Origin of the sequence: Bacillus sp. FSL W7-1582, from assembly GCF_038593325.1 — a bacterium.
GTDB lineage: Bacteria > Bacillota > Bacilli > Bacillales > Bacillaceae > Bacillus > Bacillus altitudinis.
The window spans coordinates 941709-958265 of record NZ_CP151987.1 but is presented as its reverse complement, the minus strand read 5'-3'; the positions used below and the strand labels follow the sequence as shown (position 1 = coordinate 958265).

The 16557-nt window shown below is 39.2% G+C and carries 15 protein-coding genes; 8 read left to right on the top strand and 7 right to left on the bottom strand.

What is annotated here, in order from left to right; translation table 11 throughout:
• Window positions 1-71: 71 nt before the first annotated feature.
• Window positions 72-1454 carry a hemolysin family protein gene (locus NSQ11_RS04840; RefSeq protein WP_017360343.1) on the bottom strand — a complete coding sequence of 461 codons (1383 nt, stop codon included), beginning with the start codon at window positions 1452-1454 and terminating at the stop codon, window positions 72-74.
• A gap of 335 nt (window positions 1455-1789) precedes the next feature.
• On the opposite strand from NSQ11_RS04840, the gene NSQ11_RS04835 reads away from it, so the two are divergent.
• Window positions 1790-2230 carry a MerR family transcriptional regulator gene (locus NSQ11_RS04835; RefSeq protein ID WP_008348973.1) on the top strand — a complete coding sequence of 147 codons (441 nt, stop codon included), beginning with the start codon at window positions 1790-1792 and terminating at the stop codon, window positions 2228-2230.
• A 58-nt stretch (window positions 2231-2288) separates the two neighbouring features.
• Window positions 2289-3620: a hemolysin family protein gene (locus NSQ11_RS04830; RefSeq protein WP_008348975.1), complete on the top strand. Its 1332-nt coding sequence runs from the start codon at window positions 2289-2291 to the stop codon at window positions 3618-3620.
• A 39-nt stretch (window positions 3621-3659) separates the two neighbouring features.
• Here NSQ11_RS04830 and NSQ11_RS04825 read toward each other — a convergent pair whose 3' ends face one another.
• Window positions 3660-4262: a 1-acyl-sn-glycerol-3-phosphate acyltransferase gene (locus NSQ11_RS04825; RefSeq protein WP_017360344.1), complete on the bottom strand. Its 603-nt coding sequence runs from the start codon at window positions 4260-4262 to the stop codon at window positions 3660-3662.
• A 386-nt stretch (window positions 4263-4648) separates the two neighbouring features.
• Between NSQ11_RS04825 and NSQ11_RS04820 the strand changes: the two genes are divergently transcribed.
• From NSQ11_RS04820 to NSQ11_RS04810, 3 genes are read left to right on the top strand one after another with little or no spacing between them, the layout of a single operon-like run.
• Window positions 4649-5140: a sigma-70 family RNA polymerase sigma factor gene (locus NSQ11_RS04820; protein ID WP_008348979.1), complete on the top strand. Its 492-nt coding sequence runs from the start codon at window positions 4649-4651 to the stop codon at window positions 5138-5140.
• Window positions 5133-6191 (top strand): anti-sigma factor, encoded by a 1059-nt coding sequence (locus tag NSQ11_RS04815; protein WP_024719964.1) that lies wholly within the window; start codon window positions 5133-5135, stop codon window positions 6189-6191. Before NSQ11_RS04820 ends, NSQ11_RS04815 begins: the two co-directional genes overlap by 8 nt.
• Window positions 6179-6469 (top strand): hypothetical protein, encoded by a 291-nt coding sequence (locus NSQ11_RS04810; RefSeq protein WP_008348984.1) that lies wholly within the window; start codon window positions 6179-6181, stop codon window positions 6467-6469. The genes NSQ11_RS04815 and NSQ11_RS04810 overlap by 13 nt, the downstream gene beginning before the upstream one ends.
• A gap of 239 nt (window positions 6470-6708) precedes the next feature.
• Here the strand turns inward: NSQ11_RS04810 and NSQ11_RS04805 are convergent, their stop codons facing one another.
• Both NSQ11_RS04805 and NSQ11_RS04800 read right to left on the bottom strand, forming a co-directional pair.
• On the bottom strand, window positions 6709-8109 hold the full coding sequence (locus NSQ11_RS04805) for an amino acid permease (RefSeq protein WP_025207016.1): 1401 nt from the start codon (window positions 8107-8109) through the stop codon (window positions 6709-6711).
• 456 nt (window positions 8110-8565) lie between these two features.
• Window positions 8566-9396, bottom strand: a complete 831-nt coding sequence (locus tag NSQ11_RS04800; RefSeq protein ID WP_008348987.1) for a C40 family peptidase — start codon at window positions 9394-9396, stop codon at window positions 8566-8568.
• A gap of 354 nt (window positions 9397-9750) precedes the next feature.
• On the opposite strand from NSQ11_RS04800, the gene NSQ11_RS04795 reads away from it, so the two are divergent.
• Complete coding sequence (locus tag NSQ11_RS04795; RefSeq protein ID WP_008348991.1) at window positions 9751-11115, top strand: alkaline phosphatase; 1365 nt, start codon at window positions 9751-9753, stop codon at window positions 11113-11115.
• A gap of 50 nt (window positions 11116-11165) precedes the next feature.
• Here NSQ11_RS04795 and NSQ11_RS04790 read toward each other — a convergent pair whose 3' ends face one another.
• Window positions 11166-12581, bottom strand: coding sequence for a SpoVR family protein (locus NSQ11_RS04790; RefSeq protein WP_046527365.1), 1416 nt, complete (start codon window positions 12579-12581; stop codon window positions 11166-11168).
• Window positions 12582-12657: 76 nt separating this feature from the next.
• Window positions 12658-13857 carry a globin domain-containing protein gene (locus NSQ11_RS04785; protein ID WP_079920240.1) on the bottom strand — a complete coding sequence of 400 codons (1200 nt, stop codon included), beginning with the start codon at window positions 13855-13857 and terminating at the stop codon, window positions 12658-12660.
• A gap of 184 nt (window positions 13858-14041) precedes the next feature.
• Here NSQ11_RS04785 and NSQ11_RS04780 point away from each other — a divergent pair, with 184 nt between their 5' ends.
• Window positions 14042-14473 carry an Rrf2 family transcriptional regulator gene (locus NSQ11_RS04780; protein ID WP_007497090.1) on the top strand — a complete coding sequence of 144 codons (432 nt, stop codon included), beginning with the start codon at window positions 14042-14044 and terminating at the stop codon, window positions 14471-14473.
• 159 nt (window positions 14474-14632) lie between these two features.
• On the top strand, window positions 14633-16108 hold the full coding sequence (locus tag NSQ11_RS04775) for a catalase (RefSeq protein WP_144716556.1): 1476 nt from the start codon (window positions 14633-14635) through the stop codon (window positions 16106-16108).
• Between the two features lie 45 nt (window positions 16109-16153).
• Here the strand turns inward: NSQ11_RS04775 and NSQ11_RS04770 are convergent, their stop codons facing one another.
• Window positions 16154-16537 carry a YqzG/YhdC family protein gene (locus NSQ11_RS04770; RefSeq protein WP_041091806.1) on the bottom strand — a complete coding sequence of 128 codons (384 nt, stop codon included), beginning with the start codon at window positions 16535-16537 and terminating at the stop codon, window positions 16154-16156.
• Window positions 16538-16557: the final 20 nt, after the last annotated feature.

Here is a 16557-nt window from a genome sequence, read left to right as displayed (position 1 = left end):
ACGTTTGTTCTTATTATATACGAACATACATTCTTAAAAAAGAGGCTAAATACCTAAAAAAAACCTTGAGCTTATTTTTCGCTCAAGGTCATTTCATTTACTAACAGTGGCTCTTTTATATCAAGCCCTGTTCGTGTATTTTCTTTTTCTGATGATGTGACGCCTTTTTTCAGGTCGATCTTTTTCACATAGCGTCCATCCATCTCCAAGACCTTCATCCGAATATCATCAAGATAAATGGATTGTCCTTCTCGGATATCAATGTTCTCATTTAAGATTAGCCCGCCTATCGTATCAATTTCTTCATCATGATATGACATTTCGATCAAATCTTGAACTTCCTCTAATCTCACTTTTCCATCTAATATATAATGATGCTCCGCTCTCTTTTGAATGACCGGCTGCTCATCTTCATCGAATTCATCTCGAATGTCTCCAACAATCTCTTCTAAAATATCCTCCGTTGTGACAAGTCCAGATGTCCCGCCATATTCATCCGTTAAAATCGCCATATGCATTCGATCGCGCTGCATTTTGACGAGAAGCTCTTGAATTGGAATCGTGTCAATCACTTCAATCACTGGATAAATATAATCTTGAAGCTTCAGTTGATCTTTTTCTCCTTGATACACAATATCTGCAAAGAGCTGCTTTTTGTTGAGCATGCCAATGACATGGTCTTTATCCCCTGAAAACACTGGGAAGCGTGTGTACTTTTCCTTTGTCATGATCGCCAGTATTTCGTCTAACGGCATATCTTCTGGAATCGCACAAATTTCTCTTCGCGGTATCATAATTTCTCTTGCGATTCGATTATCAAAATCGAATATCTTGTTCATATAATTATACTCTGATGAGTTGATTTCCCCATTTTTTAAGCTTTCAGATAATAAAATCTTTAATTCCTCTTCGGAATGGGAATGTTCTTTTTCAGACCCCATATCGATGCCCATCATTTTCGTTAGTACACGGGCTGACCCGTTCAACACATAAATAAAAGGGTACATAAGGATATAAAATGCATGCAGCGGTCCTGACAGCCAAAGCGTCATTTTTTCTGCCTTTTGTATGGCAAGTGTTTTTGGTGCAAGCTCGCCAACAACTACATGCAAAAAGGTAATAATAGAGAACGCAAGTGTTGCTGAGATCAGGCTGATTGCTGAATCAGGAATGTTTGTCAAACCAAAACCTCGAACTAAAAGTTCTTTTACTGCCGGTTTACCGATCCACCCTAAACCAAGGGATGTCACTGTAATACCGAGCTGGCAGGCTGACAAATATTCATCTAGCCTTGATGTCACCTTTTTCGCCATGATAGCCTTTTTGGACCCTTCGGCAACAAGCTGATTAATTCTTGAACTTCTCACCTTTACAATGGCAAATTCAGATGCAACAAAGAAAGCTGTTAAAGCAATCAAAACTCCGACTATACTCAGATTAACAATATCGTCCATTTAACCTTGCTCTTTCTTAGAAGAACAAGGAGTCACCTCCTGATTGATGATGTTGTCTTTTGCAAAACGGTTAACTGATTAAATAAGACTACTTTGAGGGCCCCACTTAACCACCTCCGGTTCACGTAAAATCCGTCTCTCTACATATATATGAAACGGTATTCATTTTATCTTACCATAAATAATCTGAAAATTCCTGTATCGCTACAGTATTTTAGAGATGACAACCTAAATTGATGGAAATGCCCTTTGTTTCTTCATATTGGCAGGAAATCTGAACAATTATCTTGTATTTCAGACTCGAATTATATTAAACTATTTTCATAAACTATAACGTGACGGTTAGGAGGAGATGTTCAGATGGGGCTGAGAAAAAGTATCGTATTGGTGAACTAGCACAGATTGCACAGGTGACGAAACGAACTGTAGATTATTATACGAATCTAGGGTTGCTTGCGCCTGTTAGATCTTGCTCTAATTATCGTTATTACGATGAACATGCTTTAAAACGATTACAATTAATCGTTCTTTGCAAACAGCAGAGATTGGCTCTTTCTGACATCAAATCCAGATTAGATGAACAATTCCCTTCTCAAAAGGAAGATCCTGATGAACTTGTCCATTTAACCTCTGATATCGATCGGATGAATGAGCATATGGACCGCATTTTGGCACGTTGTAAGCAGCTTCAGCCAGAACAACGTGAAAAACTAAAAGAGCAGCTTACTCCTGAAAAAATGACGGCTGTCCAATCATTTTTACTGCTGTTAAGTTAAAATTTTTACTAAACAGGAGGTGTTACCTTCGTTCTCAAAGTCAGAACGAAGGCCTTAATTGGACATAGTGAATTTACTCATAGTTGCTTTGCTTATAGCTTTAACCGCATTTTTCGTTGCATCAGAGTTTGCGATCATTCGCTTAAGAAGCTCAAGAATTGATCAGTTAATCGCAGAAGGTAATAAAACAGCAGTTGCTGTCAAGCATGTCACGACTCACCTTGATGAGTATCTGTCGGCCTGTCAGCTCGGTATTACCATTACCGCCCTTGGTATTGGTTGGTTAGGGGAAGAAACAATTGCGCATATGCTTGCTCCACTATTTGTAGAGCTGTCCATTCCTCAATCAGCTAGTTCTATTGTCACTTTTATTATTGCGTTTAGTATTATGACGTTTTTACACGTCGTGGTTGGAGAGCTTGCACCAAAAACACTCGCCATTCAAAAGGCTGAGCAAGTGTCCCTTCTATTTGCTAGACCGCTTATGATTTTTTACAAAGTGATGTTCCCTTTTATCTGGGTATTAAATGGATCTGCTCGTTTGTTAACAAAAGCGTTCGGTCTTCAGCAAGTTTCTGAGCATGACATGGCGCACTCTGAAGAAGAATTGCGGATTATTTTATCAGAGAGCTATAAAAGCGGCGAGATTAACCAGTCTGAATTCAAATATGTGAATAAAATTTTTGAATTTGATGACCGTCTGGCGAAAGAAATTATGATTCCTCGTACCGAAGTTGTCAGCTTCCCGCATGATATTACGATTGAGGAAATGCTGAAAGTGACCAAGGTCGAGAAATATACACGTTATCCAATTGAAGATGGCGATAAAGACAACATTATCGGTGTTGTGAATATTAAAGAAGTACTCACTGCATGTATTAGTGGTGAATGTTCCACAAGTGATACGATCGAACATTTTGTAAACCCAATTATTCATGTAATTGAAACGGTTCCTGTTCATGATCTACTGCTTAAAATGCAGCGTGAGCGAGTACACATGGCCATTTTATCAGATGAATATGGCGGTACAGCAGGACTTGTAACAGTTGAAGACATCCTTGAAGAAATCGTCGGTGAGATTCGTGATGAATTCGATATTGATGAAATCAACGAAGTGCGTAAATTGGGAGAAGACCACTACATCTTTGATGGAAAGGTCCTTGTAGATCAAGTTAACCTGCTACTAGGTATTCAGCTTGATAACGAAGAAGTCGACACAATCGGCGGCTGGTTCCTTACACAAAAATATGAAGTCGAGAAAAATGACGCGATTCGTGAACAAGGCTATGAATTTATCATTAATGAAGTCGATGGACACCATGTGGCATACATCGAAGTCAAAAAACTAAACGAACAACTATTAGAAGCAGCTGAAGAAGGCGCTTCTTAAGAAAAAAACGACCCTTGCCTTAGCAAGTGGTCGTTTTCTTTATCCCTTTTCGATTAACTTAGCTTCAAGTTCTTTGATTCTTGTGTTTAATACTTCTGTCATCGCACCTAATCTTTCTTTTGGCGGCAGATGATCAAATTCAGACAGCTCAATCGGTTCACCAATAATTAAGCGCATTTTCCCCTTCTTAAAAAGGCTTTTTGCATTAGAAGGTCCTTTGTACGCTGCTGGAACGATTGGTGATTTGCCGAGCTGCGCAATCGTAACGGCCCCTCTTTTTAAAGGAACATCTTCTGTTGTACGTGTTCCGCTTGGAAAAATTCCAACGATTTTCCCCTCTTTTAATAATTTAATGGGCGTTTTAATACTGCTTGGCCCAGGATTCTCTCGATCAACTGGAAAAGCATGAATCTTCTTTAAAAATCCGCCGATCCATTTATTTGCAAACAATTCTTTTTTCGCCATGTAGTGGATCTCAAACGGAAGAATTCCTGCGCCTAATGCAAGAACATCCACAAAACCCTCATGCGTACAAGCAATGACAAACCCCCGGTCTGTTGGCAGATTCTCTTTTTGATATACTTTGATTCCGCCTCGGAGAGCAAAAAATGCTTTGACGGTATAGCCTGAAAATTTATACATAGTGCACTTCCTTTGTTTGAAGAATGAAGGATTTGTTTCTATTATAACAAATTTTTTATTACCTGGTACTAAAAATTTTCTCCTGTTGATAAAATAGAGACGGTTCACTAAAATCATCTTTTCACTTAAGATGACCGCTCCTTCTGTATTCAAGTATGTGTTTTTAGGAGAGAATAGAGGAAGAAATGTGTCCAAAATTGTCGTTTTTTGAGTTTTTTTCCTGATTTGTTCTATTGAAAACACTTTATAAATGATGCAAATTTCGCTATGATAAGGAGAAATGATTTTGATTCGGCGAAAGAGATGAGTAATGTACGGCCTATGAGAAGTTTCGTGCAACTTTATGCCTTTCTTATGCGTGTATAACATAGAGGGGAGAAAAATCAGTGACGATCGATGAAATTTATCAAATGTATATGAACGATGTTTACAGGTTTCTGCTCTCCATGACAAAAGACAAACATTTGGCAGAGGACTTATTGCAGGAAACCTTTATGCGTGCTTATATACATATTCATTCCTACGACCATAGCAAAGTGAAACCTTGGTTATTTCAGGTGGCACGAAATGCTTTTATTGATTATGTCAGGAAACATAAAAAAGAAGTGACCATATCGGATGATCTCATTGGCGGCCTTTTACAAACGTCTGTACAAAGTCCTGCTGAACAGATTGAAATAAAAGAAGTTCTCAACATGTATTTGGAGCAACTTCCAGATAACTACAAGGAAGCGTTGACATTGTATTATTTAAAAGAACTAAATTACAAAGAAGCATCCAAGGTCATGAATATTACTGAAGCAAATTTTAAAAGTGTTTTATTTCGTGCAAGGCAGCGCCTAAAAGCACTATATAACAGAGGTGTTAATGATGAATGAAGAGTTTAATAAGCGATGGGAACAATATAATAATGGCGAGATGAACGAGGAAGAAATGATGGCGTTTGAAGAAGAGCTGGAAGAAAATGAAAAACGCTTAAGCCAAGAACTGAATGACTCAGATTGGACAGACTTCTCCATCAGTCCTGAAAAACAAAAAGCCATTTTACAATACGGAAAAAGAAAGTCCTATTTACGTATTTCTGTGCTTGCTGTTATATCTACATTGATTATTTTACCGCTTTGTACACTAGGTAGTTATCTATACTACGGCGTTGGCGGAGCAGACAGTAAAGGCAATCATTTTATGGAAACGGCCGCTGTAACAGTCGCCCTAACAAAACCGAATGTCGCCATTGATATGAAGGATTTAAAAGGGCAAGTCAAACTATTTGGTATGAACACAGAACTTAAGCTGCAAAAACAAATTGGCAATAAAACAGAAGCCATCGGCAGTGAACAAATCGAAATGTTTTTCGATAAATTAAAGCAGCCTACGATCTCTTATTATGGCGACAGCGCACGTAATACGGAGGATTTCTTTACGCACCCTTCGTCTCAGGCAGATACATCTAAAAAACAAACACTCACTACTCTAGACAAGCTACCTGAAGGAACAGTGAGTGAAGTGTATGTATCCTATGACAAAGCATACACACCGAAAGACGTGTATTCATTTGCTAAAAAATATGATATGAAAGTGCTTTGGAATGCGATCAAAACAGAAGATTCATTAAGTGGAAATCAGCGTCCAATCGGTTTTCCCGGGAAAGACTCTGAATTTTTAAAAGAGCTTCAGCACACATCAAAAACAGAGGTTGATCAGTTCAAAGATGCCCTCGCCTATGTCAACCAGCATCCATCCTGGGCAAAAACGATCTCTGGCAGACCTGAACTTGACCTCTCTAACCGAATACGCTATATCAATCAAAATGGTGTCACGGTTTACGGTTCTGTTGTCACAGGTCCTTCTAAAGAAATAGAGAAATTTGTGAAGACAAAACGCATTAAAACGGCCAAAGTGAGCGAGGTGGAATTATGGAATTGGTAAGAATTTTTAAAGAGCATAATGTGTTTGGCTGGATTTCGGTCGGCACCGCTATTTTATCGCTGCTCATGCTGAACCTCGCCATTATCAGCAATGTGACATTTTATTCGTTTCAAATGCTTCCTTTTGCAATGGCCGCAGTTCCATTCGGTGTGATTGAACTGTTCATTAAAAAAGGCCGCACTGGACCAGGTTTCCTAGGCGTCGTTCTGAATATTTTTGTCATCGTTTGTGTCTATGCGATCGTCTCCATTGATGTCGATCTTCAATTAGGTTTTTAATACTAAAAAGCCAGTCATACTTGACTGGCTTTCAGATTGTTGACAAAGGGCTAAAATGTTGTTTATTTTAGCCCTTTGTCTTCTTTTCAGCGTGACCTGAAAACCTTTGCAGTCTATGAAGGACGAGTACTGGAGCGGAGCGAATTTGACATTCGTGAGCACCAGCGCGCAGAACTGACAAAGAATGCGAAGGTTTGTCTACACGCTGAGCCAGTCATACTGGCTTTTTCTGTACACTCTTATTTTTTGTTTAATTCGGAGTGCTTTCTTGAATATAAGAAATAGACAACAAGCCCAATGGCAAGCCAGATTAAGAAACGAACAAATGTGATGGTGCCAAGCTTATAAATGAGCAGTCCGCAAGATAGAATAGCCAAGATTGGAATGAACGGGACTGCGGGGCATCTGAATGCTCTCGGCAAATCAGGCTGTGTTTTTCTCATGACAATGACAGCAACTGAAATCAAAATGAAAGCTGAAAGTGTTCCGATGTTCACTAGACTTGCCAGCTCATCAAGCGGAATGAATCCACCCATTAATGCTGACAATGTTCCAAAGAAAAGAGTATTGATATAAGGTGTTTTATGTTTTGGATGAACCTTTGAAAGAACCTTTGGTACCAAGCCATCACGAGACATGGCAAACATGACACGTGTTTGGCCGTACAGCATGACAAGCATGACCGTGGTCATCCCTAAAATCGCCCCAACATCTACAATACCCGCCACCCAATTTTGACCGGCTACTTGTAAAACAAGAGACACTGGATGGGATACTCCCTCAAAGTTCATAAATGGAACAATGCCTGTCATGATGGCACTGACTACCACATACAACATGGTACAAATCAATAAGGAAGTGATGATTCCTCTTGGCAAGTTGCGGGATGGATTTTTTGTTTCCTCTGCCGCAGAAGCAACTGCATCAAATCCGATAAATGCAAAGAATACGAGAGCTGCTGCACTTAACACGCCTGAAGTTCCAAAAGGAACGAATGGTGTCCAGTTTTCAGGTTTTACATATTTCACAGCGACTAAAATAAAGAGCAGAATCACCGCAATTTTCATAATGACCATAATGTTGTTGACTCGTTTTGATTCTTTAATACCGAAGTACAGCAAGAAGGTGATGATCATTAAAATAATAAATGCAGGAAGATTAAAATATGTCACTTGACCCTTTAAACCACCTGGTGCTGCTGTTAATTCAACCGGTATATGAATCCCTATCCCATTTAAAAACGACACAAAGTAGCCTGACCAGCCTGCTGAAACGGCACTAGCGGCTAGCATATATTCTAATATCAAATCCCAGCCAATGATAAACGCTAAAAATTCTCCCATAGATGCGTACGTAAATGTATAAACAGATCCTGATACTGGCACTGTGGAAGCGAATTCCGCATATGACAATGCCGCAAATAAACATGCAAGACCTGCAATCACAAATGATAAAACAAGTCCTGGTCCTGCTGTGACGGCGCCTGTACCTGTCAGAACAAATATCCCTGTACCGATAATCGCACCAATACCAAGCATCGTTAAGTCAAATGAACCTAATTCCTTTCTTAACGCTTTTTCCCCTTGTGTTGCCGCAATTAGCTCTGAAATGCTCTTCTTTCTAAACAACGAATTGCTCATACCATCACTCCCAAAACTTAGTATCCGTCTAAAGACGCCACCACTTCGTAATTCACTTTATTTTCTGAATATTCAGATTTAATTTAGCGCAATAAATTAGTGGCGTAAAATTATTATATATGAAAATTAAAAAACGAAAACACTTTTTTTCGAAATAGAGTGAAAATTCTTATTTATCAACAAAATATTTGTCAATCATCAGGGTAGATTTTCTTCAATCTTTATTCAAATCATAGCTTGGCTTCTTCTATTTATTATACAACATACAAAATTATACTTTTTTGATATAATTTTTATAAAGTGAAAATAAAATTATTCTTTTGATAACTTGTCTTCACTTTTGCTTATTTAAAAGCCTTTAGACTCATAGAGAGCTATGATAAAGGACTGATTTAGCTGCGCAAACGATATACAAAAAAAGAGACTGCCTAGTAAGCAGTCTCTTAAGATCCATTATTAGTTTACAAATGTCTTTGCGCCAAGGTAAATTGGCTTCCAATAGCTTGAAGTCATATCGCTGATCGTCACACCATCAGAAGCAGCGTGGATAAACTTGTTGTTCCCAAGGTAGACACCCATGTGAGATGGGCCAGATTTATAGGTTGTAAAGAAGACAAAATCTCCAACTTTAGGTGTTGAGACGCTTTTCATTGATCCCCAAAAACCTTCAGTCGTTTGTCTTGAAATCTTTGTTTGTTTGTTAATGATATACCACATAAAACCGCTGCAATCAAAGCCTTTCGGTGTCGTTCCACCCCATTTATATGGTGTACCGTTTTGTGCTTTCGCATCTGCTACGAGTTTAGACGTGTTTAAAGAAGAAGTAGCAACTGTTTTTTCTTTGACAGGTGTTGGTTTCACTTTGGACGTCTTTTTCACTTTCAGCTTTTGTCCAATTTTAATCAGATCTGTTTTGAGTTTATTTAACGATTTCAGCTCTTTCACTGTCATTCCATATTTTTTGCCGATTTTAGATAAAGTATCACCTTTGACAACTTTATGAGTGGCTGTCGCTGAAGACGCTTTTACTTTTGTTGTTGTTTTTGATGTTTTCGTTACCTTTTTTGAAGAAGTACCATTCACTTTTAAAGTTTGTCCAACATAAATCGTGTTAGATTTCAACTTATTGTCTGATTTAATCTTACTCACGGTTGTTTTGTATTTTTTCGCTAGAACAGAAAGAGAGTCACCTTTTTGAACCTTTACTGATTGTGCTGAGGCAGCTCCGGCAAATAATGTCGTCCCAAGTAGAACTGCACTTGCAGCTGTGATCAATTGTTTTTTCATTTGTTCCTCCTGTATGTTTCTATCGTGATCCGAATTTTTATCTACTTTCTATTATAAGGATCGAATACCAGAAGAAATAGTCTTGACTTCCTACGACATTATGCTTATTAATTCGGCAAAAATTATTTTTTTTTAGGGTTCTTTTTATTTCATTTTTATTACACAATCATGACAAAACAAATGCATCTTGTCATAGATAAATCATACATTCATTTCTCTTTTTGGTTCATTCTATGTAAAGTGGACCTTTACAATTTTAAAGTGAACTTTACGGTGCTGTCATTTGGAATCCACACTTCTGCTCTACCATTGTAAACGTGAGAGCGATACATAAACAATGAGGAGGCAAAATGAATGAGTGTGTTGAAAAGCTCGAAAACGAAAATAGCTGCAATCGCAGCCGCATCAGTGTTATCGATTGGTATTTTTTCAGGAATTGAATTTGGACAGGCTGACAAAGCTGAGGCTAAAAAGAAACCAAAAAATGACGTACAAAATGTGATCGTGCTCATTGGAGATGGCATGGGAACACCTTACCTTTCAACTTACCGCTCATTTAAACACAACGGTGATCTTTCCAAGCAAACAGCGTTTGACCCTTACCTCACTGGCATGCATAAAACATACCCTGATGATTCTAAAAGTAACATTACTGATTCAGCAGCAGCTGGTACAGCCATGGCAACTGGTCAAAAGACATACAACAACGCCATTGGTGTAAACAAAAATGGCAAAAAACTAAAAACAGTATTAGAAGAAGCAAAACGCAAAGGAAAGTCTACTGGTCTCGTCGTCACATCTGAATTAACCAATGCGACACCTGCTGCGTATGCCGCCCACGATGTGTCTAGAAAAAACACAGCAGCCATTGCTGATGATTTCTTCGATGAGAAAATTGGCAAACAGCATACAGTCGATGTCATGCTTGGCGGAGGACTGATCGATTTTGTCCGAAAAGATCGTGATTTGACGAAAGAATTTCAAAAAGCAGGCTATCGTTACGTAACCAATAAAGCTGACTTACAAAAAAACAAACAGCAAAAATTGTTAGGCATTTTTGCTGACGGTGGTCTCGATAAAGCAATTGATCGTGATAAAACGACCCCTTCTTTGCAAGACATGACATCCTCAGCCATCAAACAGCTGTCTAAAAACAAAAAAGGATTTTTCCTCATGGTTGAAGGCAGTCAAATTGACTGGGCTGGACATGACCACGATATTGTCAGTGCGATGAGTGAGATGAAGGATTTTGAAAAAGCATTTGAAGAAGCCATTCGTTTCGCAAAAAAGGATAAAAATACATTAGTCATCACGACAGCAGATCATTCAACTGGCGGCCTTTCCTTCGGAGCAGACGGCTCGGGAAGCTGGGATTATCAGCCTGTCAAAGCAGCAAAGAAGACACCTGATTTTATTGCAAACAAAATTGTTGGGGGTATGACGGTCGAGACTGCGCTCAAACAATACATCGACCTTGATTTCTCAAAAGAGGAAATCGCCTCTATTCAAAAGGCAGCTGAAACAAAAGATCCTGTTCAAATTGATGATGCCATCGAAAAGGTCATCAATACGAGGTCTCATACAGGCTGGACCACATCGGGTCATACAGGGGATGAAGTACCATTTTATGCTTATGGACCAACAAGTGAGCAGCTAAAAGGGCTCATGGAAAATACAGATCAAGCGAAACACATTTTCAAACTGCTGAAAAACCAATAAAGTGCTAATCACAAAAAAAGATGTCTAGTCGTAGACATCTTTTTTGATCATTAAGTGAGATACTTCCTATGAACCCCTTTTCCATCGTATGAAAACATCACTTCTTTTCCTTCAAGAACTGACTCGATATGCACACTTCTTCCCCATAGCTGATGCAAATATGGAAGTACCTTTTCTAAGTATTTGAGATCGAGCTCAATGCCTTCATACCAATGTTTAATATAGAGTTCATTGTTTTTTAAATAGTCACCATCGATGACTGTCAAATACGGAAAGCCGCCATTGACCCTCATGCTGACTAGCTGATCACGGACTGCCTTCCATTCTTTATCAATGACTTTATAGTCTCTCCCCTGCTTTTGAAACAAGTACAAATCTTCCCTCATCACAAGGTCTTTCGTTAAGTAATTTCGAATAAAAGAAATGTCTGATTCAATTTCTCGCACTTCAAACATTTTGCTGCGACCGGACCCTTCCGTCACTCCTGCTTTTTTTAATTCCTCGCATGGATGATCGTAGCGCTCTTCAATATCTTCAAAAATCTTCAGCCCTAAATAGTAAGGATTGATTCCTGTCTTAGATGGCTGCACGACACCTGCATTTAATTTGGCAAATTCAATCGATTCACTTGAATCTAAATCAAGTTCACGCATAATCCGCTGGTGCCAATACGATGCCCAGCCTTCATTCATGATTTTCGTTTCTAGCTGTGGCCAAAAATAGAGCATTTCCTCTCTCAGCATCGTCAGCACATCCCGCTGCCAAGGCTCTAGCTCCCGGGAGTGTGCCTCGATAAAGAGCAAAATATCTTTTTCTGGCTTTGGGGGGAATTGCTTGATCGTTTTCTTTTTCTCACGTGTTTTCGGTTCATCCATTCCCCACAAATCATCATATGGCGTTTGACGTTTTGGTTTGTCCTCTTCATATTCATCTTCATCGTCGAGATTCCAGCTTAATTTTGAACGAACAAGCGACGGATCAATATGCTCCTGCAATGCCAATACAGCATCTAAAAAGGACTCGACTTCTTTTGTACCGTGGATATGTTCATATTCTTTAATTCGCTCTGCTGCCGCTGACATACTTTCCACCATATCTCGTTTTGTGTTTTGGAAACGGCAGTTGTTTTTAAAGAAATCGCAGTGTGCCAAGACATGAGCCACAATTAGTTTATTTTGAACAAGCGAATTGTTATCAAGGAGAAAGGCATAGCAAGGATTTGAATTAATCACCAGCTCATAAATTTTGCTTAATCCTAAATCATAATGAAGCTTCATTTTGTGAAATTGCTTTCCAAAGCTCCAGTGGCTAAATCGTGTTGGCATGCCATATGCACCGAATGTATAAATAATCTCCGCGGGACAGATTTCATACCTCATCGGATAAAAATCCAGACCAAATCCTTCTGCAATTTCTGTAATTTCATCAATGGCTCGTTGTAAAAGACGCTTTTCAGATACGCTCAAGGAAACCATCCCTCCTCATCGGACTTATCCCTAATATATGAGCGTACCTAATAAAACATGATGTTCAGCCAGTTGTTTAGACGACTTCCATCTCTTTCATGGACTGCCCGCCGAACGCTTCAAAATGGATATTCTCTTCCGGAATGTCCATCGCTTTTAGAATAAGGATCATCTCTTGAGTAAATGCTGGGGAACCGCAAACATAAAATTGGCCTTTTCCTTCACCAATGACTGATTGAAGGAAAGGTCGGTCAATCCGCGTAGCCACCTTCTCAACCAGCTCACTCTTTACACTCTTTTCAAATTGTTCGTTACAAAGGATAATACGCCCCTCTGGAGATGAAGTGAGAACGTGTTCATACTCTTGTTCAAAAGCGGTTACATCCTCTAGTCTGTCTGCATGAATCATCGTGAATGGCTGATTGTTATGCGACGCTGTTTTCACTAGACCAATCATTGGTGTGACACCAGAACCGGCACTAATCAAATAAACAGGTTCTTTTGTATCATCTTGCAAACAGAACATTCCCTGCGGCATACTGACGTGAAGAACATCGCCTTCTCTCATTTCATCATGCAGGAATGTGGAGACATGCCCATCTCGTTTCACGGTGATGCGATAGTAAGATGGGTGATATTGATCTGATAAACTGTATTGTCTGCTGCATACATAGGCTTCACCCGGCATATCTACCTGCACCGTAATGTATTGACCAGCTTCATACATTGGTAGCTCAGATTCATCCTCTGGTACTAAATAAAAGGAAATGAGTGATGGAGATTCTTGTTTCTTTTTCTTCAGAATAAACGGTTTGACATCTGCCCATCCACCAGTTTGTTTCACATTTTCAGCCATCATTTCTGCCTCAATGGTGATGAATATATTCGCAATGATGTCATATGCAGCCTTCCAAGCCAACAATGTGTCATCTTCCTCTGATAACCCAAATACCTCTTTCATTGCTTCAAGAAGGTGATATCCGACGATTGGGTACTGCTCTTTTTTCACCATAACACTGACATGCTTATGGGCAATTTGTTTCACAGCAGGAAGCAAGTCTGCCAAGCGGTCAATGTGCAGTGCAGCTTGATAGAGTGTTGCGGCAAGCGCCTCTGGCTGGCTTCCATTCATGAGATTTGTTTTATTAAACTGATTGAGTAGCTCTGGATGCTGTCTGATCATATTTTGATAAAAAACTGTCACAAGTTTTGTTCCCTCAGCTTTTAGAAGAGGGGCTGATTGTTTAATGGCATTCATTTGATCTGTGGATAACATCGTTATTCCTTCTTTCAAAAAGATGTATTTTAAATACATCTTTATCGTAATGGAAGACAACATATAAAAGCAATATTTATAATACATGTTTTAAATGTTGTCACATTTAGCACTTTCTCGAACAGTTTTTGTCTAAAATGTGTTACGATGATACAAAACTCTATTAGGTTTAGAGGTCGTTCAAATGAAACTTACGAATTATACAGATTTCTCATTAAGGGTACTCATTTATTTAGCTTCGAGAGAAAACAATGAACTGTCAAATATTCAGCAGATTGCCGATATTTATGGCATTTCGAAAAATCACCTGACAAAGGTCATTTACCATCTAGGAAAACGTGGTTATGTAGAAACGATCCGCGGAAGAAATGGTGGGATTAGGCTGGGGAAAAGCCCAGAAAGCATTAATATTGGTGAGGTTGTCCGCTATACAGAGGATGATTTAGTCATGGTTGAATGCTTTGATCCGAAGAAAAACAGCTGTATTATCTCCCCGATTTGTTCATTAAAGCACGTACTTCATGAAGCTCTCACTGCTTATTTACGCGTTCTTGACCAATACACATTAAGTGATTTAACACAAAACAAAGATGCTCTAAGAGAGCTTCTGCTCTAAGGCGAAAGAATTTATTTCTTTCGTCTTTTTCTTCACCTCTTTGTAATAATAATTTATTTAAAATTATTATAAATAAATATTGACTATCATGTTTGATTCAATATAATTAGGGTATATAGATTGCTAGAAACCATTTTTGTTTACAGGAGGAGAAAAAGAATGACAAATTCTAATCATAAAAATTTGACAACGAATCAAGGCGTGCCAGTTGGCGATAATCAAAACTCAAGAACTGCTGGTCACAGAGGGCCTTCATTTCTTGATGATTACCATTTGATTGAAAAACTTGCACACTTTGACCGTGAACGTATTCCAGAGCGTGTTGTTCATGCAAGAGGCGCTGGCGCTTATGGTGTGTTTGAAGTAGAAAATAGCATGGAGAAACATACAAGAGCAGCTTTCTTAAGTGAAGAGGGAAAACAAACAGACGTTTTTGTCCGTTTCTCAACGGTTATTCACCCTAAAGGTTCACCTGAAACATTACGTGACCCTCGTGGTTTCGCTGTCAAATTTTATACAGAAGAAGGCAACTATGATCTAGTTGGGAACAACTTGCCGATCTTCTTTATTCGTGATGCACTCAAGTTCCCTGATATGGTTCACTCTCTCAAGCCAGATCCTGTAACAAACATTCAAGATCCTGACCGTTATTGGGATTTTATGACGTTAACACCTGAATCCACTCATATGCTCACATGGCTCTTCTCTGACGAAGGTATTCCTGCGAACTACGCTGAAATGCGCGGTTCTGGTGTTCATACGTTTAGATGGGTAAACAAATACGGAGAAACAAAATATGTGAAATACCACTGGAGACCATCAGAAGGCATTCGCAATTTATCGATGGAAGAAGCTGCAGAAATTCAAGCAAACGACTTCCAGCATGCGACAAGAGACTTGTATGATCGTATTGAAAAAGGAAATTATCCAGCATGGGATCTTTACGTTCAGCTTATGCCGCTCAGTGATTATGATGAACTAGATTATGATCCATGTGATCCGACAAAGACGTGGAGCGAGGAAGATTATCCGCTGCAAAAAGTGGGCCGCATGACACTGAACCGCAATCCAGAAAATTTCTTTGCTGAAACAGAGCAAGCTGCTTTCACGCCAAGTGCCCTAGTACCAGGAATTGAAGCATCTGAAGACAAACTGCTTCAAGGTCGTCTGTTCTCTTATCCTGACACGCAGCGTCACCGCCTAGGTGCAAACTACATGCGCATCCCAGTGAACTGTCCTTATGCGCCTGTTCACAATAACCAACAGGATGGCTTTATGACAACAACTCGTCCAAGCGGTCATATTAACTATGAACCAAACCGTTATGACGATCAGCCAAAAGAAAACCCTCACTACAAAGAAAGTGAACCCGTTCTTCATGGTGACCGTATAGTGAGACAAAAAATTGAAAAACCAAATGATTTCAAACAAGCTGGAGAAAAATATCGAAGCTACTCTGAAGAAGAGAAACAAGCATTGATCAAGAACCTGACAGCTGACTTGAAAGACGTAAATGAAAAAACGAAATTACTTGCGATCTGTAACTTCTATCGTGCAGATGAAGATTACGGACAGCGTTTAGCGGATTCACTCGGTGTGGATATTCGCTCATATCTTCAAGGAAGCATGAAATAAATCTTCTTTTCAGCTGGAGCACCTCTTTTTAAAAGAGGTGCTTTTTTATAGCCGAAATACGTTAATACTAATCAAATGCCCCGTCACCGGATGAAAATAAATTTCTGCATGTGCTGCAAATCGTGTGGAGCCTTCCTTCACGGTCACGCGAAACACATCTTTTGTTTGATCTTCATTCACTTGTGTACGTCCAATGTAATGATAATCGTTTAAAGCGGCGCCTTCATATTCATCTTGCAAGGCAGTATACGCAAGTCTTTCCCAATTCTCTGCCGGCTGCACGGCTGCTTGTGAAGATGGATGAACCATGAGACTGCCGAATAAAATAATTCCTGCTGCAAAAAGCATCCATAATTTCGGGTGCATGATATCAATATTCTCACTTTCATGTCTATTTTGTTTAGGTTTTGCTGGTTGGTTCTTTTTCATACATCAAGCATTTATTCAGC